Genomic DNA, 21,141 nt, shown 5'->3' on the forward strand with positions numbered 1-21,141 from the left:
GGCTGGCTGCTTGACCTGGCTTGTCCGGCTCACCAAGGCCTGGGTTCGTACAGCGGGCCGCCGCGAGCGCTGGGCTGGATCCGGCGCATTTCTTCGAACAGGAAGCGGTTGCGCATGAGATAGGCGGGGTCGCCTTCTATGCCGTCCAGCCATTGCTCCATCAGGACGCTGTGGGCGCTGCCCTCGGCGTTGAGGTCTTCGCCGACGGCCTGGCCCTGGTCACCGGCGCGCTGGTCCGGCATCTGGCCGCGTTGGTCGAATTCCTGCACCGCCTCGATCTGCTGGCCCAGTTCCTCGGGCTTGCCCTCTTCGCCCTGGCTGGACGGGCCGGGCTTGGCCGGGCGTGGCTGTGCTGCCGCCGTTTGGCTGGCCTGTTGCTGGTCTGACTTTGGGCTTTGCTGGCCCTGGTCGCCCTGTTCCTTGGGCTGCTCGCCCGTCTCGCCCTCGCTCTCGCTGGGTTTGCCTTGGTCCTTGGCCTCCTCTTCACCCTCGGGGCCCTTGCTGTCGCGCTCCTTATCGGCCTTTTGCTCGCCGTCCTGCCGTTGTTCGGTCTCCTGCTCGCCGCTGGCGTCGTCCTTTTGTTCCTTGTCGCCCTTGGCGTCTTTTTGCTCTTGCTCGCGCTCTTGGGGCTGCTCGGATTTATCCTCGCTGGGCTTGTCGCTGGCCTCGCTGCCTTGCTGCTCCTGCCGTTGATCGGCGCCCTCGGCGTCGGACTCGCCCTGTTGCTGGCCGGATTGCTCCTGCTCTTGTTCGGCATCGCCCGGCTTGGGATCAGATTCACCACCGCCCTGGCCGTCCTGCTGTTGTTCGCTGGATTCGCCCTCGGATTCCTGCTCCTGTTCGCCCTTGCCGCTTTGCTGCTGTTCGCTCTCCTGCTGGCCGGACTGCTGCTGCTCGGATTCTTGTTCGCCGGATTCCTTTTTTTCCTCAGACTTCTCCTCGCCCTTTTGCTGTTCGTCTTTTTTCTGTTCTTCTTGTTTCTGCTCGTCTTTCTTTTGCTCTTCCTTCTTCTGCTCTTCTTTTTTCTGTTCTTTCTTTTGCTTCTGCTGTTTTTCCGGCTGTTCTGGCTCTTCTTCCTCGGCCTGTTCGATGTCGGCCTGGGCCAGCAGGGTGCGGGCCAGACGCATGTTGAAGCGGGCGTCCTGGTGCTCGGGATTGCGCTGCAACACCGCCTCGTAGGCACTGATGGCCTGCTGGTAGTCACCCAGCTGCATCAGGCTGTTGCCCAGGTTGTAGCGGGCGGCCTGCTGCACCTCAGGCCGCTGTGCCTGGCCGAAGGCCTCGGCGGCCTGGGCATAGTTACCGGCCCGGTACTGGGCCACGCCCTGGCGATAGGGGTCGGCGAACACCTCGGCGGCCTGGCCGTACTGGCCCTGCTCGAACAGCTTGGCGGCCTCCTGCTCACGGTTGTCAAAGAGGCCGGCGTTGGCCCTGAGGCCAACCAGACAGAGCAGGGCAAGCAGGGAAGCGGCATTCCATTTCATCGACGCGCCTCCTGCTGGCGGTGGTGGCGGCGGAAGCGGGGTAACAAGAGCAGCATGAGCAGGAATAGTGGCAGATAGAAGCGTTCATTCCAGACCCGGGTCTTCTGCTGGGCCACCACCTCGGCGCGGGCGTCCTGGCCGATCCGTTGCAGGATATCGGCGGTATCGCTGGCGCGGTAGTCGGCGCGGCGGTAGATGCCGCCGCCCTGCTCGGCCAATTGTTGCAGGGCCGCCTCATCCAGGCGGGAGATGACCGCCTCGCCCTGGCCATCGCGCAAGGGCACGCCATCGGGACCGGGCACGGGGCCACCTTCGGGGCTGCCTATGCCCAACACATGCAGACGGATGTTATTGAGCCTGAGTTCTTTCAGGGCCTGCTCGCCGGGGCTGAGGCCGAAGTCGCCATCGCTGATCAGCAGCAGGTGGCGGCTGCTGTCGTCCGGCTGTCCGGCCAGCATCTGTTGGGCGCGGAGCAGGGCCTCGGGCAGGCGGCTGCCCTGTAGCTGCACCAGGTCGGTGGACAGGGCCGGCAGCTGCTGGCGCAGGGCATGGGCGTCCTCGGTCAGGGGCGCGACCACATGGGGCAGGGTGGCGAAGGCGATCAGTCCGATGCGGGCCTGGCGGTTCTGCCCGATCAGATCCTCAATCTCCTGGCGGGCGCGAGCCAGACGGCTGGGGCTGACATCGGCCACATCCATGGAGCGGGACAGGTCGAGCAGTACCACTAGATCGGAGCCGGGGCGGAACAGCTGGATATCGCGATAATCCCAACGCGGCCCGGCCAGGGCCAGCACCAGCAGGGTCCAGAGCAGGGTCCAGAGGACAAAGCGGCGGTACCTGCCGCGCCCCTGTTCCGATTGCAGGCCGAGCAGCTGAGGCAGCAGGTGGACATCGGCATAGGCGCGGTAGCGGGCGGTGTCGTGGCGCGGCACGGTCAGGCGCAGCCAGAGCCAGACCCCCAGAGGCATGACCAGCGCCAACAGCCACAACGGCTGGGAAAAATGCAGGCTGATATCGCTAGGCATGGCTTAATCTCGGGACTCGGGGCGCGGTACGGAAGCGACCACCGCAACCCTCAGCGACCGACTTTCTGGCACTCGCTTCCCCCAACCACCTCCCATGGGCGGGGGGAGCAAGCGAGCGCTGCGCGACTTTCACAGTATGGACACATCGGCGCTTATTCGCGTTAATTTGCGCACTGACCATCACCGCTTCGCCCTCACCCGGGGTCGGCCATCGGGGAACAGGCCCAGCAGCAGCAACAGCAACAGGGCGGCTGCCAGTGGCCAGTGATACAGGGGATGGGGGATGAGCACGGTGCGTGACTCCGCCTCGGTCTTCTCCAGCTCGCTGATGCGCCGGGCGATTTCGCTCAGGGCGTTGCTGTCGGTGGCGCGGAAGTAGGCCCCGGCGGTGGTGGCGGCGATCTGTTGCATAAGCTTTTCGTCAAAGCCCAGGTCATCGCGGGTGATCAGGCGGCCGTTCTCGAAGATCTGCACCGATTTCTGGTCACTGCCCACACCGATGGCATAGATACGGATACCGCTGGCGGCGGCCAGACGCGCCGCCTCCAGCGGCGGCAGGCTGCCGTCGGTGCTGTTGCCGTCGGCGATCAGCAGCATCACCCGCGAGCCCTCGGGCCGTTCGCGCAGCTTCTTCACTCCCAGGCCGATGGCGTCGCCCATGGCGGTGCCCTGGCCGGCGATATTGGGGTTGATGGCGGACAGCTGCTGACGCACGGCGAGCAGGTCGTAGGTCAGGGGCGAGAGGGTGTAGGCCTGGCTACCAAAGATAATCAGCCCCAGGCGGTCCCCCGGCCGGTTGGCGATGAAGCGGTCCATCACCCCCTTGAGCACCGCCATGCGCGTGACCTGACGGCCATCCACGCTGAAGTCCAGCGCCTCCATGGAGTGGGAGGCATCCACCGCCAGCATCAGGTCGTAGCCCTCGGTGCGGCTCTCGGTGTAGGGCTCCAGCCACTGCGGCTGCATCAGGGCCAGGCAGAGGCAGGTCCATAGCCCCCAGAGCAACAGCTGATGCAGGCGGCTGGCCACCGAGGTGCTAGGGGTGCGGCCGCCGAAGCTGGCGCGCAGATGGGTCAATGAGGGGTTGAGCAGGGTCTGCTGACGGCCCGGCTGCTGCTCTTCCACGTCCGCCACCACCCGTGGCCAGAGATAGCGCACCAGCAGGGGCAGCAGCAGGAGCCAGGCCAGCCAGGGCCAGTGAAAGTGCAGGTTCATGGCCGCTGACCCCCTTCATGCCCCGATTGCAGGGGGCAGTGCTCGGCGGCGCTGATCCAGGCCTGGGCAGCGCGGATCAGACGGCCCAGGTCGGCCTGCCCGCCTGGCCCGCCCGACCCATTGGTCTCGATCAGGCGCGGCGGGGCGAAGGGCAGCTCGATCAGCGCCCGGCCCTGCCCCGGCCAGTCAAAGCCCTTGGGGTCGTGCTGTTTGAGCCATTCCAGCCAGGCCTGGCCCTGCAGGCCGGCGCAGCTATCTCGGCCGCAGCGGGCCATGGCGATGCGGCGCAGCAGCTCGGACAGATCGGCCGCCAGCTGGCGCTGGTCTTCGGCCGAACCCTGGCCCCTCTGCCTCTGATGCAATTGGCGCAGCTGGCGCAGTTGGCGGGCAGCATCGGCCCGCCAGGGGGCGCGAGCCTGGCCACCCGTCAGGCGCGGCCAGAGGCGCAGCGCCAGCATCAGCCCCAGCGCCAGCAAGATCAGCAGCAGCCACCAGCCCGGCCCCAGCGGCCAATGGCCGATGGCATCCAGGCCCTGGATATCGCGCAGCTGACGCAGGTAGATGTCGGGGTTCATGCTGTAAACCTAACGGACATGGGACAAGACGGCCAACCCAGAAGATGAAAGTCGTCTTGCCCCTGATCCTTCCCGACCGCCAGGGATGGCGGAAGTGTCGGCGTTGTTGGGAGCACTCGCCGCCCACCCCCCAACCCCCTCCCGGGGGGAGGGGGAGCAATCGAGTGCTTCGCGAGTTTCACAGTAACCCGGCGAGGCCAAAGGATTGCAAAGGACGCAAAGGGAGCACAGAGGACGCAAAGAAGCGCAGAGATCGCAGAGTTAAAAATGAAAGAGTCTGCCAAAAATTGCAACCTTTGCGGGCTCTGCGCTTCTCCGCGTCCTCTGCGTCCTAATCTTTCGGCGTGGCTCTGGTTTGAATCTCGTTGTGCCATCTGCGCCTCATGCGCCATTTCTGCATTCATTGCCGCATCCTCACCCGGGCGCGGCGGCGCAGACCCTGCATCAGGCTCAGGTGTACGTCCTCTTCGGTGCTGATCGGGATCAGGGTCATGTTGAGCCGGTTGCACAGCTGCCGCAGGGCCTCGCGCCGCTGTTGCCAGCCGCTGGCGTAGGCGGCGCGACCGACGGCATCATCGGTATCGATCTCGATCAGCTCGCCCTGGGCATCGCGGAACAGCACATGACCCATGGCCGGCAGCTCGCGGTCGGCGGGGTCATCCACCGGGATCACCACCACCGCGTGTTTCTGACAGAGCTGGCCGAGGGCCTTGTCCAGGCCAGCGATGGCGCGGTTGAAGTCGGCGATAACGAAGATCAGGGCGCCGGTGCCGGTGCCGCGCTCGGCCCGCTGCAGGGTCAGCTGCAGGCAGTCAACCCCCTGCTGGGCGCGGCGGCTGGGGTTGGCCAGCTCGCTGAGCAGGCGCCACAGGGCGCGGCGGTCCTTGGTCGGCGGAAAGTGCTGCAAGCCCGCCTCGGCATCGCCAAACAGCAGGCCGCCGACACGGTCGTGGCGGCTGTTGGCGGCCCAGCCGAGCAGGGCGGCGGCACGGGCGGCCTGGACCGATTTGAAGCAGTTGCGGGTGCCGAAGAACATGTGCGGTCCGTGATCGACGCAGAGCACCACGCTGCGCTCGCGCTCCTCCCGATAGACCTTCAGATGGGGCTTGTTGGTGCGGGCAGTCACCTTCCAGTCCATGTTGCGGATGTCGTCGCCCTCACGGTACTCGCGCACCTCCTCGAAGTTCAGCCCCTGGCCGCGAAACACCGAGGCATAGACCCCGGCAAAGGCGCTGTTGACCAGGTGATGGGAGGCAATGCCCAGGCTGTGGGCCTGGTGGCGCAGCTCCAGCAAGTCGTCCAGACGCGGATGGCTGGCCCCCGTCGCACCCCTCGTCACCCCATCTGTCACGGCCCCTGTCAAGGAATCGCCACCAGTTCCAGCAGCTGCTGGATGAAGTCATCGCTGTTGATGCCCTCGGCCTCGGCCTCGAAGCTGAGCAGTACGCGGTGACGCAGCACCTCGGGGGCCACCGCCTGGATGTGCTCGGGGGAGACGTAACTGGCCCCCTGCAGCCAGGCCTGGGAGCGGGCGCAGCGGGCCAGAGCCAGGGAGGCCCGTGGCGAGGCGCCAAAGCGGCACCAGCGGCCCAGCTCGGCGCGATAGACGCCGGGGTTGCGGGTGGCCTGCACCAGATCGACGATATAGCGCAGCAGCTTGGGGTCCAGGTAAAGCTCGGCCACCGCAGCGCGCATGGCCATCAGGTCTTTCTGGCTCAGGACCCGGGCCGGCGGCGGCAGCACCTGTTTCTGCTTGGTGTTGTCCAGCTCCAGGATGCGCAGCTCCTCGTCGCGGGTCGGGTACTCCACCCGCACCTGCATCAAAAAGCGGTCCAGCTGGGCCTCGGGCAGGTGGTAGGTGCCCTCCTGCTCAATCGGGTTCTGCGTGGCCAGCACCATGAACAGCTCGGGCAGATTGTAGCTGGTCTGACCGACGGTGATCTGGTGCTCGGCCATGGCCTCCAGCAGGGCCGCCTGCACCTTGGCCGGGGCGCGGTTGACCTCATCCGCCAACAGTATGCTATGGAACAACGGGCCGGGGCTGAACTCGAACTGGCCCTTGTCGTGGCGATAGATATCCGTACCCACCAGGTCCGAGGGCAGCAGATCAGGGGTGAACTGAATACGGTGGAAATCCCCCTCGATGGCCTCCGACAGGGCATTCACCGCTGTGGTCTTGGCCAGGCCGGGCAGGCCCTCCACCAGCAGGTGGCCGTCGCTGAGCAGACAGACCAACATGCTGTCCACCAGCTTCTGCTGGCCGATAACGCGGGAGGCGATGTGTTCCCTGACGGGGTCGAGGTCTTTGCTGTTCACGGGCGTTTCTCTGTGGTTTTGCGGTATTGACCGCCGCTTTGCTGTTGAAATCGGGTTGTTGAATCAGGCCTGGGCGCTCCCTCAGGGCCGCCCGCTCAGAGGGGGCGCAAGGGGCTGGCTTGCTGGGCCTGAATCGGCGATGCCCGAGTTTGTGGGCTTTTCCCTTTCAGTGCAAGGGGGGATTTATCCCCGCTTCGGCCTGTACTGTCTGGCGGATGTGGTGTCAACTCAAGCCATTCGCTTCAATGCCGACAGTCTCTGACATTCCTCCTTGAAGCCGAGGATGATAGTTGTTAGAACGTAGCCTGAACAACCAAGGTAGGTACGCCATGTACGAAGCTGCAATAAACCATATCACCAGCCGGGCCTCTGTCTCCACCCCCCAGGTGCTGGAAGACCTGGCCGAGATCTTCCCGTGGAGCGACAACTTTGCGGTTGGTATTGAGGTCATCGACAACCAGCATAAGCGCCTGGTGCAGTTGATCAATCTGCTCGCCAGCCACCTGGCCTACCAGTCCGATATCGACACCCTGAACCACATCTTCGACGAACTGGCCAACTACGCCAGCTACCACTTCGAGAGCGAGGAGCGCATCTGGCAGGAACACCTGGCGGCCACCGAACTGAACCGTAACCACATCCATGAACACTGCGAATTCAGCAATCATATCAGGGGATTGCACCAGGAAATAGCAAACCAAAGCATAGATAGCATAGTCGAGAAGACCCTGTCCTATCTGACCCAATGGCTGGCCTTTCACATCCTGGAGAGCGACATGCGCATGGCCAAGCTGTGCCAGCGGCTGATTAACGGGGAGCCGCTGGACCAGGCCCGGTTGCAGGCCGAGGAGGAGATGAAGGGCGCGGTGGGCGTGCTGGTGAAGACCATACTGACCATGTACGACAGCCTCACCACGCGCACCCTGCAGTTGATGCGCGAGATGATCGCCCGGCAGAAGAGCGAGGCCCGCCTGCGCCTGGCGGCCGATGTTATCAACCACACCCTGGAGGCGATCTGCATCACCGATGCGCAAGGGCGCATCATGGAGATCAACCCGGCGTTTAGCTACGCCACCGGCTTTGCCGAGGATGAGGTCTGCGGCCGAGCGTTGCAGGATCTGGAGTCCGACCCCGGCATCCAGGAGAGTGATGCCCAGGCGCGCTGGAACACGGTCCGGCAGCGCGGCCACTGGAGCGGCAGCATCTGGTACCGGAATAAGGACGGCAGCAATCGCGAGCAATGGGTCACGCTCTCGGCCATCCGCAATGAAGAGGACCAGATCAGCCATTTTGCCGCCATCTTCTCCAATGTTGGCGATCTGATCAGCGACCAGCAGGAACTCAAGCGCATCGCCCACCACGACAGCCTCACCGGCCTGCCCAACCGGATCCTGCTGGATGACCGCCTGGAACTGGCCCTGGCCCATGCCGAACGCAATCCCCACATGCTGGCGATCTGCTACATCGACCTGGACGGCTTCAAACCGGTCAACGACCGCTACGGCCATGATGTAGGCGATCAACTGCTGCAACAACTGGCCCTGCGCCTGAAGCAGGTAGTGCGCGGCGAGGACACGGTGGCGCGTGTCGGCGGCGATGAATTCGTCCTGCTGCTGACCCGGCTACAGTCCAGCGCCGAGCTGCCGCCCCTGTTGCAGCGCCTGCTGCAACAGATCACCGCGCCCATGGAGCTGGCTGGGCAATCCATCAGCATCAGCGCCAGCATCGGCGTGGTCCTCTACCCCCAGCACGGGCAAGACAAGCTGAGCCTGCTGAAGAGGGCGGACGAGGCCATGTATCAGGTCAAGGCCAAGGGCAAGTCGGATTTCTGTATACTCGACTGATTTCAGTCTGTTGCCCCAACCCACCCGGTCGAGCTGCTTGATATGCCTCAAGCGGCCAACCGGACCGGCGGCATAGACTCCGGCCATGATCCCATCCACCCCCCTATCCCCGGCCATCGACCCTGCCTCGATGACGGCCAGCGAGGTCCGCGCTGTGCCCGGCAATACCGGCATCTGGGTGGGCATCTTCTGCGTGCTGGTGGAATACCTGCTGCTGTTGGCGGTGTATTTCATCGCCAAGGCGCACAACCCAGAGGCCTTTGAGCTGGGTCCGGACAAGCTGGCCGACAGCGCCGGGCTGGCCATCACCCTGCTACTGCTAAGCAGCGGCTATGCCATGCTCAAGGCGGTACAGGCGATCCGCCGCGATGCCGTCCGTGCCGCCCTGCGCTGGGTGGTAACGGCCTTTGTGCTGGGCCTGGGCTACCCCCTGATCAAGCTGATCGAATTTCGCTGGAACCTGGCGCAGGGCGTAAACGTCGAGGGCGGGGTGTTCTACACCGTCTATTACTACCTTACCCTGAACCACCTGGTACATGTCTTCTGGGGCCTGCTGGGGCTGATCTGGGTGGCGCTGCGCCTGCTCGGCGGGGCCTACTCGGCGGCCGATCATCGCGGCCTGGAGGCCGCCGCCCTGTACTGGCACACCACCGACCTGATCTGGCTGGCGCTGTTCTCCCTGTTCTACGTGTTACGCTGATGCCAGGTCACGCCGAACGGGTCTGGCTAAGCCTGCTGGGGTTGACCCTGATAGGCTTCTTTTTGGCCGAGACCGGCCAGGCCAGCTGGGGCCTGAGCCTGGCCGTGGCTGTGCTGGTGGGCCTGAAGAGCCACCTGCTGATCGCCAATTACATGGAAATAGGGCAAAACCACTGGCGCCTGGCGCTACCCCTGTATCTGTTCATCGGTCTGATTGCCCTAGTGATACTGCTCAGCCACGCCTGGGGCGACTGGCTGGCGGGCCTGACCCGGCTGGATGGCTGAAGCCACCAACAACCGGGGGCTCAGGCCCCAGTGAGAGTGGGCGAGTAGTTACGAAAAATAAATACCGGGCTTCAGACCTGAGAACGCGCCCAACGGACTATGTCCGCCGCGCCCATGGCACCGGGCTGTCTGGCCAACTCTCTGCCCTGATGGAATAGCGCCAGGGTGGGGATGCTGCGGATCTGGTATTGAGCGGCGACCTGCTGTTCCTGCTCGGTATTCAGCTTGAGCAGGCGCAGCTGGGGCTCCAGTTCCGTGGCGGCCTGCTCGAAGGCCGGGGCCATCATCCGGCAGGGGCCGCACCAGGGTGCCCAGAAGTCCACCAGCACGGGAATCTCGTTGCGCGTGATCATGCGTTGGAATGTGTCGCCGTTGACCTCGATTGGCCGATGCGTAAACAGCGGCTGTTTGCATTTGCCGCAGATAGGCGCATCGGACAAGCGTTCAGCCGCCAGACGGTTGACCGCCAGACAGTGGGGACAAAGGATGTGTTTGGACATGACGGGATTACCTCTTTGAGAGATTGAATCTGCCGCTTATTATGCAACAACCCCGGCAACGGGTGCCTAGCGGCCTCAATCGGCCTTGTCTGACACTATGTGCACCTCCAGCGGACTGCGCGTGTCCAGGTGTACATCCCGCTGCGGGAAGGCGATGCTGATGCCGGCCTGATTGAATTTCACATAAATGGATTGGTGCAGCTCACTGACGGTGGTCAGCAGCCGATCCACACTGGGCAGGTAGCAGCGCGCCAGCAGGTTGAGGGTGTTGTCGCCGAAGTTTTCAAAGGTCACCAGGGGTGCCGGGTCGGCCAATACATTGTCGTGCTCATGCGCCGCCTCTTCGATCAGGCGCAGGGCCAGGCCCACGTCGGAGCCGTAATCCACCCCGACGGGGACGGTAATGCGGGTGACCTGATCGCTCAGGGACCAGTTGAGCAACTGATTGGTGATGAATTCCTTGTTCGGCACCAGCAGTTCCTGACGGTCCCAGTTGGTGATGGTGGTGGCGCGGATGCGTATCTTGGAGACCACGCCGGACACCTCACCCACGGTAACCACGTCGCCGACCCGGATCGGGCGTTCGAACAAGATAATAATGCCACTGACGAAGTTGGCCACTATCTCCTGCAAACCAAAGCCAATACCTACCCCCAGGGCCGCTACCAGCCATTGGATCTCGGACCAGCTGCCGCCAAGCAGGGAGAAGAATACGGTCACCCCCACGCCCACCACCAGATAACGGGTCAGGGTGGTGTAGGTGTAGCGCGCACCGGCGTCCAGGGCCATCTGCTTGAGCAGGATGATCTCCAGCACATTGGGCAGGTTACGCGCCGAGGCCAGGGTAACCAGAACAGTAAGACCAGCCAGCAGCAGGCTGGCCAGGGTCACCGGCACCTCACGCGCCTCCTGTCCCGAACTCACGGTATAGCGCCAAAGCTCAACCTCATTGAAGATATTGAAGGCGGGCAGCAACGGGGCCCAGATGAACCAGAGCCCCACTATCAGGCCCAGCTGAAACGCCGTGCCGAGCAGCTTGCGGCTGCTGGTATCCACGGCGTCCAGATCCATCTCCGGCTCCTCTACCCTGGGCAGTACCTCGGCCTCCTCGCTGGACTCTTCCTCCATGCGCGCGCGGGCCTCTTCCCGTTCCCGCTCGCGCACGGCGCGACGCGCCTGCAGCAGACGCAGCAGCAGCCAGCGCAGTACCAGCTCACGCAGGATCACCAGGGCAAACAGCAACAGCAGGCTGTTCACCAGGCCACGCACGAACACCCCCGCTGTGTAGAAATAGCCCAGCAGAATCAATGCCACCATGGCCAGGGGTATGGCCAGCAGGGCGGGGTACCAGAGGTGACGGCTGCGCGCCAGCAGGCCCTGACGGTTCATGCCGACCCGCAGCGCCGGCAGCCCCTTGCCGGGGTGCAGTATGCGGGCCAGGAAACGACCTATGGCCAGCAGCCCAAGGATCAGGAACAGGTGGTTGAGCACCCCGCCCTGTACGTCTCCGCTGATCCAGGTGAAAAAGCCCGCCGGCAGCATGGTCAGCATGAGCAGCATCAACTCCTTGCGCAGCAGGCGGGCGTGGATCGGATTCCAGCGAAAGTGCTTCTGGGCCACGCCATCGGGCTCGCACAACAGCCAGAACAGGCGCAGCTGCAAGAACATGGGCGACAGGGTCAGCAGGGCAGCGCCGCTGAGTGCCACCAAACCCTGCTCCTGCGTCAGGCGCAGCTGCAGGCCCATAAGCAGCATCAGCAACGGCCAGGGCAAGGCGCGCAACAGCAGCCAGAGCAGGGCGCGCAGGCTCAGGCCGATGTGGTCCTTGAACGGGTTGCCGATATGCTGGCCGCTGGCCAGCACCTGTTGCTTCAGCCGCGGTGCCAGGCCAAGCAGCACGGCTACGACCAACACACCAAACAAAAGCGGCAGGCTATAGGCATGGCCGGCGACGCTGGCCCTAGCCAGGGCCTGCCATTGCTCGGCGGCGAACAGGTCGGCCAAATGGTCGGGTAATTGGCTCAGGGTCTTGACCCCTAGCCCTTCGGAGCTGGGGATCCACAGCAGGTTTTCCGCCAGCAGTTCATCGAATTCCTCCAGCACCTGGAGCAGACGCCGTTCCGCAAAATCCAGCTCCACCAGTACCTGCATATAGGCGCTGGACTGGGCAATGGCGCGATCGATCAACTCCCGTTGACTGGCCAGTAGCTCCTGCGCCTCGGTCTCCACCAACAGGCGCTCGGCCGGGGCCAGCGGGGACAGCATTTCGGTCAGGGCCTGCCCCAGGTCGGCCAGGTGGCGGCGCTCGTCGGTAAAGGAGATCTGCTGCAGGCCGATCTCGGCCATGACCTCTTCACGCTGGCGCAGGCGCTGGCGTAGCTGCCCCAGATCGGGCAGGCTGCGCCTTTTTTCAAACAGGGCACGCCCCAGGGCACCGCTAAGCCCGGCATATTCCAGCTTCTGCTGGATGCTTTGCAGATCGTCCTGATAGCGTTTCATCAGGGAACGGGCCTCTTCGATCAGGCCGTTGCTGCGTTCCATCTCGCTCACCCGGTCCTTGATGCGTGATGCCAGCTGGGTATTTTGCTCGGCCAGCTCGCCCAACAGGGGGTGCTTGCCCTGGGCCGATTCCTGCACCTCCTGCGCCTTGGCCGTGGCGCGTTGGGCCTCGGCCAGGCGCTGCTGGTCGGTGAGGCCGCGCAGCTGCTCCACCAGCTTATCGGCGTAGTTCAGGGCGCGGGCATTCATATCCCGCTGGGCACGCAACAAATCCAACCGTACCGGCTGGCTGAGCAGTTCCTGATCCAGGGCCTTGATCTCGGCGCGCAGGGCCCGTTGGCGCAATTCCTTGGCCTGCGTCCGGGCCTGCACCAGGCTGGCGGATTCACCCTCCACCTCCTCCAACGACTCATCCACCAATTGCCGCAACTGCTGGCGCGCCTCCTCCAGCCGCTGGCGGGCGCTTGCCGTCCGCCCTACCTGCTTATGCAGTTCGCTCTCTATATCCGCCAGGGTGGATTCCAGCTTCAGCCGCCTGCTCTGCTGCTCGGCCAGGCGTTTCTCCAACTCGGCCAGCTCGGTTGTCGCAGACACCCCAAGGTCCTGTGCCGTCTGCACGGGCGACTCCAGCGACAGGGCCTGCTTGAGGACCTCGATCTGATAGGGTGCCTGCTCTTGGGCCGCGACATAATCGGCATATCTGGCGGCGAATTTCTGCTCCGCCTTGAGATCCAGCAGGGCCTGTTGCAACAGGCTCAGCCGCTCCTGCTTGACGGCCGCATCCAGGGTGCTGCTGGCCTCGGTCTCTTTTATCCTGGCCTGCAAGGCCGCCTCGGTGACCTCGCCGCTGACGGTTACCGGCACCGGTTCCAACGCCTGGACCTGGGGCTGAGGTTGGACCTGGGCCTGGGCCGACTCCTCTGCCAGCAAGGGCGTTATCAGTCCGCACCAGAGCAGGCCGCAAAGCAGGCCGCCGATGGGGCCGAGCGTAAAGCCCGCTTGCCCCTGATCCTTTCCTCTTTGCAACCCTCTCCCGAAGGGATTGAGGGCAAACGAGCGCTTTGCGACTTTCACGGCAATCACTCCCGTCAAACCACGCCCAGATGGCGCAAAAGTATCCCGCCCAGGGCCGCGATGTGGTCGGCGCGGTCGTTCAGCGCTGGAATGTAGCCGAAGCGCTTGCCGCCGGCGTGGAGGAAGTATTCCCTGTTCTCTTCGTCGATCTCTTCCAGGGTTTCCAGACAGTCGGCGGAGAAGCCGGGGCAGATGACCTGGACGTGATCCAGCCCCTCCTTGCCCCATTTTTTCAGGGTTTCATCGGTGTAGGGCTTGAGCCATTCCTGCAGACCGAAGCGGGATTGGAAGCTCTGCAGCCATTGCTCGTCCCTCAGCCCCAGCTCTTCCGCCAGCAGCCGGGCGGTGGTGGCGCAGTCCTGCGGGTAGGGGTCGCCCTTGTCGGCATAGTCGCGGGGGATACCGTGGAAGGATATGAGCAGCCGATCCGGTTCGCCGTGCTCCTGCTGATACTCGCGCACCGAGTTGGCCAGGGCCTGGATGTAGGCCGGCTCGTCCGGGTAGGAGCGGATGAAGTCGATGGCGGGGATGTTGCGCCGGGCCATCAGCACCCGCGCCAGCTGATCGAAGGTCGAGGCGCTGGTGCTGGCGGAATACTGCGGATACAGCGGCAGCAGGATGATGCGCTCCAGGCCCTGCGCCATCAGCCGGTCGAGTACCGACTCCATCGAGGGATTGCCGTAGCGCATGGCCAGCTCCACCGGGACCTCGCCCAGGCCCTGCTGGTGCAGAAATTGGCACAGCGCGGCGGTCTGGCGCAGGGCTATGGCCAGCAGCGGCGAGCCCTCTTCGCTCCAGACCTGACGGTAGGCGGCGGCGGATTTCTTCGGCCGTACATTGAGAATGATGCCGCGCAGGATCGGCTGCCAGGCCAGGGGATGCAGCTCCACCACCCGGCGGTCGCTGAGAAATTCCTTGAGGTAGCGCTTGAGCGCCGGGGCCTCGGGGGCATCCGGGGTGCCCAGATTGGTCAGGAGGATACCGGTTTTGTTCTGTGCTTGAGCCATCGGGGTTCTGAACCTATGATCAGGGTTGGCCATTCTAGCGCAACCTGGCGCCTGGGGAATCGATCCATGTCCGTTCTGACTCTGCTGTTTCTGCTGCTCTTCAGCCCCACGCTCCTGGCAGCGGTCTATGAGCTACCGCCCGAGGGCCAGCACCTGGTGGGCGAGGGCTTTTTTGTCATCGCCCGGCACGAGGATACCCTGGTGGACATCGCCGCCCGCCACGGCATCGGCTATGACGAGATCAAGGCGGCCAACCCCGAGGTCGATCCCTGGCTGCCCGGTGAGCGCACGCGGGTATTCATCCCCGCCGAGTTCGTATTGCCGGCCGAGCCGCGCCAGGGCATGGTGATCAACCTGGCGGAGAAGCGTATCTATTACTATCCCAGGCCCGCCGCCAATGAGCGGCCCAAGCTGCACACCTACCCCATCAGCATAGGCCGACAAAATTGGGAGACACCCCTGGGCCAGACCCGAATCGTGCGCAAGCGCAAGGACCCGACCTGGACGCCGCCGGAGTCGATCCGCGAGGAACACGCCGCCAAGGGCGATATCCTGCCCGATGTGGTTCCTGCCGGGCCGGACAACCCCTTGGGGGACAGGGCCATGTATCTGGGCATCCCCGGTTATCTGATCCACGGCACCAACAAGCCTGCCGGCATTGGCATGCGCGTCAGTCACGGCTGCATCCGCATGGAGCCGGACAACATCCGCGAGCTGTTTGAACTGGTGCCTGCCAATACGCCGGTCAAGCTGATCGATGTGCCCTTCAAGTTCGGTATCCGCCAGGGGCTCATCTACCTGGAGGCACAGCAACCGGCCAACAGCTCTATCCACATGCACCAGGACCGGGAGCAACTGACCGGCCTGCTGCTGGAGGCCACCGGCGGTGAATTTGATTTTGAACTGGACTGGGATCGGCTGGATCAGGCAATAAAAAACCCACGGGGCATTCCGCTACCCGTGGGTTCCTTGAGCTCGGTTGGAGTTGGGGTTGGAGTTGGGGTTGGACCCCAAACCGAGACAGGGCTGTTCTAAGCCTTGGGCTCGACCTACTTGGCCATGGCCTTTTCGAACATGCGATCGATACGCGCGGTGTTGCTCTCGCAACAGGCACGGGCCTTCTTGGCAATGCTGCGAACCTCTTCCAATTCGGCACGGGTAACCCCGCCCTCGGCATTGGTGGCGCTGCACGCGGGCAGAACAGATACGGCTATGGCTGCAACAAGCGCGAGCTTGAAAATCTTCATGGGTTTCTCCGGTAAAGTTGATACGACAGCTAGGTATTATGCGTCATTGATGCGCAAATAAAAAGGTCAAAAAGGACAGGCTCGGTATCCCCCTTAGCCATAGCGGACGGGTGGGATGCGATATGTTTCATGTTCCGGGGTGCCCCACGCCTGGATCAGATAGGTGTGGGGTCGCTCCATGTCCGTTAGGCCTTTACCCGGCTGATATCTGCCCTGGCCTTGGCGTGGCGGGCGATGGCGGCGCGTTTTCTCGGCTGATAGAGATAGACGTGCCAGAGGGTGAAGCCGAGCAGGCCCATGCCGGCCCAGGTGTGCAGGTTCATCGCCTTGCGCCCGCCCTTGAAGCCGGTATAGACCAGTACCGCCAGGGAGCTGGCCATGCCCACCTTAGCGGCGGTGCGGCTGGCTTTAAGCTGATCTTTTCTCTGTCCCACTGCCTGATTTCCTCGTGTTGATCTAGGGTTGAATGCCATTCCGAGCCAGCGCTCGGCGCTCCCAGGGCTGGCCGCTACCAATTAGCCAGACCCTTGATGGCGTTGAAGAAGGCCAGGCCCTGCAGCAGGGTGCTGACGCCTAGGGCGATAATAAACACGGCAGCGATTTTAAGCAGGCGGCCGCGCAGCTTGGCGCCGAGCTTGCCGAACAGGGCGCTGACAAAGATCATCGAGGGCAGTGTGCCCAGGCCGAAGGCGAGCATCAACAGACCGCCCTCCAGCGGGCCACCGGCGCTGGTGGCCTTGACCGCCACCGCCAGGGTCAGGGAGCAGGGCATGAAGCCATTGACCACCCCGCCAATCAAGGCACCGGTCACCGGCCCCTTGTCGGCGGCGGAGAGAAAGGCGCTGCGCAGCCGCGCCAGCGGCAGCCAGTTGTAGCTCATGCGGAAGGGCCCTATGCCGAGGATGTCCAGCCCGAGCAGGATGACGATAAGCCCGGCGATGATCTGCAAAATACCCTGGGTCTTGCCGATCAGGCCGGTGGAGGTCAGCGCCAGGCCGATCAGGCCGGCGGCCACGCCGATCAGGGTATAAACGCCGATGCGCCCACCGTGGTAGGCGGCATAGGAGATGGCGCCGCCGCTCTTCTCGCCGAAGCGGATGAAAAAGGCCGACACCAGCCCGCCGCACATGCCGATGCAATGGCCGCTGCCGAGGATGCCAGCCATGAAGGCCATGCCGTAGTCGTATTCCAATGCCATGTTTTAACCTCAGTCAATCGAATAGGGCGGCCCGTGGCCGCCGTGCAGCCACTAGTGGCAGGCTTCATTGCCGTAGCTTGGCGGCGGGCGCGGTCCGCCGCATGGCAAAGTCGGCCTCCCACACCAGCCCGTAGCCCGGATGCAGCAAAGCGCCGTCCTGAGCGCTGTCCTGAGCCTGCCGAAGGGCCTGTCGAAGGGCGGAATCCGGGATTGCCGCTGGGCAAGACCGCCGTGGAACATAAAACACTCACCCTTTGCGTCCTTTGCGCATTCTTTGCGTTCCCGCTCTGGGTGCTGGCTTCTCCGTAAGAGGCTTAATCAGGATTAACCGGCCGCTGCAGGCGCAGCGAATTGGTCACCACCGACACCGAGCTCATGGCCATGGCGGCGGAGGCGATCATCGGCGTGAGGCGGCCGGAGGCGGCCACCGGGATGGCGATGCTGTTATAGGCCAGGGCCCAGAACAGATTTTGGTGGATGATCCTCAGGGTGCGCCGACTCAGCTGCACCGCCTCGGCCACCCGCAGCAGGTCACCGCCCACCAGGGTGACGTCGGCGGCCTCTATGGCCACATCGGTGCCGCTGCCAATGGCCAGGCCGACATCGGCCAGGGCCAGGGCCGGGGCATCGTTGACGCCATCCCCCAGCATGCCCACCTTCAGCCCCTGGTCACGCGCCGCCTGGATATAGGCCAGCTTGTCCGCCGGTGTGGCCTCGGCCACCACCTCGTCTATGCCCAGCTCGGCGGCCATGCGCTCGGCACTCAGGCGGTTATCGCCGCTGAGCATGACCACACGCAGGCCCAGGGCCTTGAGCGCCGCCACCGCCTCGGCGGCCTCGGTGCGCGGACGATCGGCAATGGCAAACAGCGCCGCCAGCTGCCCATCCAGGGCCAGATACACCGGGGTGCGCGCCTCGGCGGCCCAGGCATCGGCCTGGGTCTTGAGTTCGCCACAGGCCACGCCCTCGGCCTGCAGCCAGGCGGCGTTGCCGATCAATAGCCGATGACCGGCCACCTGGGCGCTGATGCCGCGCCCCGGCACGGCCTGGAAGGCCTCTGCCACCAGCGGCTGCACCCCCTGGGCACGGGCATATTCCAGCAGGGCACGCGCCAGATAGTGCTCTGAGCCCTGCTCGGCCCCGGCGGCCAGGGCCAGCAGCTCGGCATCGCTCCGGCGGGAGCAGTTCAGCCAGTCGCTCAGCTGCGGTCGGCCCTGGGTCAGTGTGCCGGTCTTGTCCATCACCATCAGGTCGAGATGGGCGGCCAGCTCCAGGGTCTCGCCACCCCGGATGAAGATGCCGCGCTGGGCGGCGCGTCCGGTGCCGACCATGATGGCGGTGGGGGTGGCTAGACCCAGGGCGCAGGGGCAGGCGATGAGCAGCACGGCGATGGCGTTGGCGGCGGCAGTGGTGAGGCTCGCGCCCGCCAGCCACCAGCCGACGGCGGTCAGGCCGGACAGGCCCATCACTGCCGGCACGAAGCGCGCCGAGATGCGATCCGCCAGCTTCTGCACCGGCAGCTTGGCACCCTGGGCCTGATCCACCAGGCGGATGATGCCGGCCAGCACCGTATCCCCGGCCACGGCGGTGATGCGCGCCTGCAGGACACCGCTGCCGTTGATGCAGCCGCCGAGCAGGGGGTCGCCGGGGTTCTTCACCAGTGGGATGCTCTCGCCGGTGACCAGAGACTCATCGACGCTGGAGAGGCCGCTGACCACCTCGGCATCGCTGGGGATGCGCTCGCCGGGGCGCACCAGCACCAGATCGCCCAGGCGCAGCTGCTCCACCGGCACCACAATCTCCGCGCCATCGCGCAGCAGGGTGGCGGTCTGGGGTTGCAGGTCGATGAGGCGGCGGATGGCCTCGCTGGCCTTGCCCTTGGCGCGCTCCTCCAGATAGCGCCCGAGCAGGACGAAGCTGATGATGCCGCCGGCGGCCTCGAAATACAGGTGATGCTGACCCAGCAGCCAGGCCGGCACGCTGTAGCCATAGGCCGCGCCGGCGCCCAGGGCGATCAGGCTGTCCATGTTGGCCTCGCGCTGCTTGGCCAGCGCCCAGGCCTTGCTGAAGAAGGGACGACCGGCCCAGAACACCAGCGGCGTGGTGAGCAGGAATTCCACCGATTTGAGCCAGAAGGAGCGCGGCATGGCCATGCCTATGGCCATCAGCGGCAGGCACAGTAAACCGGCGCCCAGCATACGGCGGCGGGCATCCTCCAGGCGCTCGCGCTCCTTCTCCACCAGCAGGCGGCGCTGGGCCAGGCTGTCCATGGGTCGTGCCTGATAGCCCAGATCGTCCACCAGCCGGAACAGCTGCTCGCGCGGGATGACGCCCTCCACCTGGGCGGTGCCGGCGGCAAAGTTGACCCGCGCCTGACGCACGCGCGGGTCGCGGTTGAGGCGCATCTCAATCAGGGCGGCGCAGGAGGCGCAGGTCATGCCCTCCACCGCCAGGGAGCAGCGCACCGATTCGCCGGTGTCGGGCGCGGGCTCGGCCTGGGGTGAAGCAGTGGCCTCAGGCCGGGTGAGCAGATGGCCGATGATGGCATCCAGCAGCGGCAGCAGCCGGGCCTCAGCCATCTGCCGGGGGTCGTAATGCAGCGCCAGGGAGCCAATGCCCGCCACAGCACGCACCTGCTTCAGCGCCTGATGCTTGCGTAACAGGATCTCCAGCAGGGCCATGCGCTCGGCATTACGGCGCAGACCCGGAATCAGCACGCGCAGGCGGTGCCTGAGGCGATGGGCAAGGATGAAGTGTTGTGGCTGGTAGTCCATTGCAGTGAGTGTTTTCTGGATAAATATAGTTGGCTACAGGGCCACTGAGGGCACAGGCCGCCCGGTACAGCTGCCTTCCCAGCGGGGGCCACCCCTTTGCACCTCCGAGCCAGCGCTCGGAGCTCCCAGGATGAGTGGCAAATCCCAACGTTGTTTCACAGCAACTCTTTGCGTTCTTTGCGATCCGGCGTTGTGGTTTCTGCTTTACTGTGAAACAACATTGCCGCCTGTCAATCTGAGGACTCCGAGCCCCGGAAATTCCGATCTGATGCTCGGATTCCGCCCTTCGACAGGCTCAGGACGCCGCTCAGGGCACCACTCAGGACATCGCTTCGCTGCATCTGGGCTACTTCTTCCTCATTCTTCTCTGCGTCCTTTGCGCTCCTTTGCGTCCTCTGCGTCCCATCGATTAGGAGATGAATCATGTTCCGGGGTATCGCTGCTTGCCCCATGATCCTTAGGGTTAAGTAAGCTATTTACGCGAGCGCACCAGCAGATAGACGAAGTAAAACACCGTCAGCCATTCGTAGCGGTGTTTCAGCGGCGATTTCAGCCACTTGCCCAGGATCAAATCCCAATGCACCTTGATCAGATAGAAGGTGACCGAGTCGTTGATAAAGCCCACCAGGGCCTTCTCCGGGTTATCCCCCAGCAGGCGCAGGGCCGGGTTCATGCGCCACTGGGCGTTGAGCAGGGCCTTGGCGGTGCGGGTCTGGTTTTGCCAATCCTGGAAGCGCGATTTGAACCCATCCAGCGATGCCCAGCGCCGCACCCTGTCCCTGATCCGCCGACCCAGACCGGGCGGGGGCAGCCCGCCCTCGGCGGTAAGCAGGCCGTGCTCCAGCAACAGGTCCAGCAACTGGGCCAGCTTGCGCACGATTTGATGCCGATCGCACAGGGTATCCAGATAAAAGATCGACAACTTGCCCTGATTGCGCCACACCTGTACCCGGCGCACCCCCTCCAGCGGCTGCAGGCCCTGCTCCAGATACTGGGCCAAAGGCTCAGTGCAGAGCACGGCAGGCAGCTGAAAGCGCAGATGGCCAGGGCCCTGGTAGCGCAGGCGCACCTCGGACAGCAGCGGGGCCTTGCTCATGGCGGCTATCCCTTAGGCCGCGCCGCCAGGTCCAGCCTCCTCGGCCTCCCGCGCCTCCTCCAGCAGGTCTTCCAGGCTTTCCTTGCCCTGCTGCATGTAGTCGCGGCCCATGTCCGTCGCCCGCGAGGTCAGGGCGACAATGTCCTTGCGGTGCTTGTAGGCGTAGTAACCGGCGGCGGCACCCAGGGTGAACCAGAGCCAGGGGCTGCGCAGTAGGCTGTTGGTGGTCATAGAATTTCTCCTAACAATCAGGGGGCGAAACGGCCTCCCTGGAAAATGAATGATTTTTGGCTTAAATAACAG

At 64.4% G+C, this 21,141-nt stretch carries 19 protein-coding genes; 4 read left to right on the top strand and 15 right to left on the bottom strand.

Features of this window, described 5'->3' with window-relative positions:
• Positions 1–29: 29 nt before the first annotated feature.
• From D5125_10900 to D5125_10925, 6 genes are all read right to left on the bottom strand, one after another.
• Positions 30–1,484, bottom strand: coding sequence for a tetratricopeptide repeat protein (locus D5125_10900; protein QFY89954.1), 1,455 nt, complete (start codon positions 1,482–1,484; stop codon positions 30–32).
• Positions 1,481–2,509 (bottom strand): VWA domain-containing protein, encoded by a 1,029-nt coding sequence (locus tag D5125_10905; GenBank protein ID QFY89955.1) that lies wholly within the window; start codon positions 2,507–2,509, stop codon positions 1,481–1,483. Before D5125_10905 ends, D5125_10900 begins: the two co-directional genes overlap by 4 nt.
• A 180-nt stretch (positions 2,510–2,689) precedes the next feature.
• The gene (locus tag D5125_10910) at positions 2,690–3,724 is read right to left on the bottom strand and encodes a VWA domain-containing protein (protein ID QFY89956.1); all 1,035 of its coding nucleotides are present in this window, start codon (positions 3,722–3,724) and stop codon (positions 2,690–2,692) included.
• Positions 3,721–4,281: a DUF4381 domain-containing protein gene (locus tag D5125_10915; protein ID QFY91130.1), complete on the bottom strand. Its 561-nt coding sequence runs from the start codon at positions 4,279–4,281 to the stop codon at positions 3,721–3,723. Before D5125_10915 ends, D5125_10910 begins: the two co-directional genes overlap by 4 nt.
• 418 nt (positions 4,282–4,699) lie before the next feature.
• Complete coding sequence (locus D5125_10920; GenBank protein ID QFY91131.1) at positions 4,700–5,638, bottom strand: DUF58 domain-containing protein; 939 nt, start codon at positions 5,636–5,638, stop codon at positions 4,700–4,702.
• A gap of 20 nt (positions 5,639–5,658) precedes the next feature.
• Positions 5,659–6,537 carry a MoxR family ATPase gene (locus D5125_10925; GenBank protein QFY89957.2) on the bottom strand — a complete coding sequence of 293 codons (879 nt, stop codon included), beginning with the start codon at positions 6,535–6,537 and terminating at the stop codon, positions 5,659–5,661.
• Positions 6,538–6,944: 407 nt separating this feature from the next.
• Between D5125_10925 and D5125_10930 the strand changes: the two genes are divergently transcribed.
• From D5125_10930 to D5125_10940, 3 genes are all read left to right on the top strand, one after another.
• Positions 6,945–8,459, top strand: coding sequence for a bacteriohemerythrin (locus D5125_10930; GenBank protein QFY89958.1), 1,515 nt, complete (start codon positions 6,945–6,947; stop codon positions 8,457–8,459).
• Between the two features lie 130 nt (positions 8,460–8,589).
• Entirely contained in the window at positions 8,590–9,159 is a 570-nt protein-coding gene (locus D5125_10935; GenBank protein QFY91132.1) for a cytochrome c oxidase subunit 3 family protein, read from the top strand.
• The gene (locus D5125_10940) at positions 9,159–9,443 is read left to right on the top strand and encodes a hypothetical protein (GenBank protein ID QFY89959.1); all 285 of its coding nucleotides are present in this window, start codon (positions 9,159–9,161) and stop codon (positions 9,441–9,443) included. The genes D5125_10935 and D5125_10940 overlap by 1 nt, the downstream gene beginning before the upstream one ends.
• Before the next feature lie 71 nt (positions 9,444–9,514).
• Here the strand turns inward: D5125_10940 and trxC are convergent, their stop codons facing one another.
• The 3 genes from trxC to D5125_10955 all read right to left on the bottom strand — a co-directional run bounded on the left by trxC (position 9,515) and on the right by D5125_10955 (position 14,523).
• Entirely contained in the window at positions 9,515–9,943 is a 429-nt protein-coding gene (trxC, locus tag D5125_10945) for a thioredoxin TrxC (GenBank protein ID QFY89960.1), read from the bottom strand.
• Between the two features lie 75 nt (positions 9,944–10,018).
• On the bottom strand, positions 10,019–13,516 hold the full coding sequence (locus D5125_10950; GenBank protein ID QFY89961.2) for a mechanosensitive ion channel: 3,498 nt from the start codon (positions 13,514–13,516) through the stop codon (positions 10,019–10,021).
• A gap of 14 nt (positions 13,517–13,530) precedes the next feature.
• Positions 13,531–14,523 (bottom strand): ferrochelatase, encoded by a 993-nt coding sequence (locus D5125_10955; protein QFY89962.1) that lies wholly within the window; start codon positions 14,521–14,523, stop codon positions 13,531–13,533.
• Positions 14,524–14,589: 66 nt separating this feature from the next.
• On the opposite strand from D5125_10955, the gene D5125_10960 reads away from it, so the two are divergent.
• Positions 14,590–15,558, top strand: a complete 969-nt coding sequence (locus D5125_10960) for a L,D-transpeptidase family protein (GenBank protein QFY89963.2) — start codon at positions 14,590–14,592, stop codon at positions 15,556–15,558.
• Between the two features lie 14 nt (positions 15,559–15,572).
• Here D5125_10960 and D5125_10965 read toward each other — a convergent pair whose 3' ends face one another.
• The 6 genes from D5125_10965 to D5125_10995 all read right to left on the bottom strand — a co-directional run bounded on the left by D5125_10965 (position 15,573) and on the right by D5125_10995 (position 21,069).
• Positions 15,573–15,770: a hypothetical protein gene (locus D5125_10965; GenBank protein QFY89964.1), complete on the bottom strand. Its 198-nt coding sequence runs from the start codon at positions 15,768–15,770 to the stop codon at positions 15,573–15,575.
• A 185-nt stretch (positions 15,771–15,955) separates the two neighbouring features.
• Positions 15,956–16,204, bottom strand: a complete 249-nt coding sequence (locus tag D5125_10970) for a hypothetical protein (GenBank protein QFY89965.2) — start codon at positions 16,202–16,204, stop codon at positions 15,956–15,958.
• 74 nt (positions 16,205–16,278) lie between these two features.
• Positions 16,279–16,968, bottom strand: a complete 690-nt coding sequence (locus tag D5125_10975; GenBank protein ID QFY89966.1) for a sulfite exporter TauE/SafE family protein — start codon at positions 16,966–16,968, stop codon at positions 16,279–16,281.
• A 314-nt stretch (positions 16,969–17,282) separates the two neighbouring features.
• Positions 17,283–19,742, bottom strand: coding sequence for a copper-translocating P-type ATPase (locus D5125_10980; protein ID QFY89967.1), 2,460 nt, complete (start codon positions 19,740–19,742; stop codon positions 17,283–17,285).
• Between the two features lie 472 nt (positions 19,743–20,214).
• Positions 20,215–20,838 carry a hypothetical protein gene (locus tag D5125_10990; protein ID QFY89969.1) on the bottom strand — a complete coding sequence of 208 codons (624 nt, stop codon included), beginning with the start codon at positions 20,836–20,838 and terminating at the stop codon, positions 20,215–20,217.
• A 12-nt stretch (positions 20,839–20,850) separates the two neighbouring features.
• Positions 20,851–21,069 carry a hypothetical protein gene (locus D5125_10995; protein ID QFY89970.1) on the bottom strand — a complete coding sequence of 73 codons (219 nt, stop codon included), beginning with the start codon at positions 21,067–21,069 and terminating at the stop codon, positions 20,851–20,853.
• Positions 21,070–21,141: the final 72 nt, after the last annotated feature.

This window comes from gamma proteobacterium SS-5 (genome assembly GCA_009497875.2).
Taxonomy (GTDB): Bacteria; Pseudomonadota; Gammaproteobacteria; order Chromatiales; family Chromatiaceae; genus Magnetovirga; species Magnetovirga frankeli.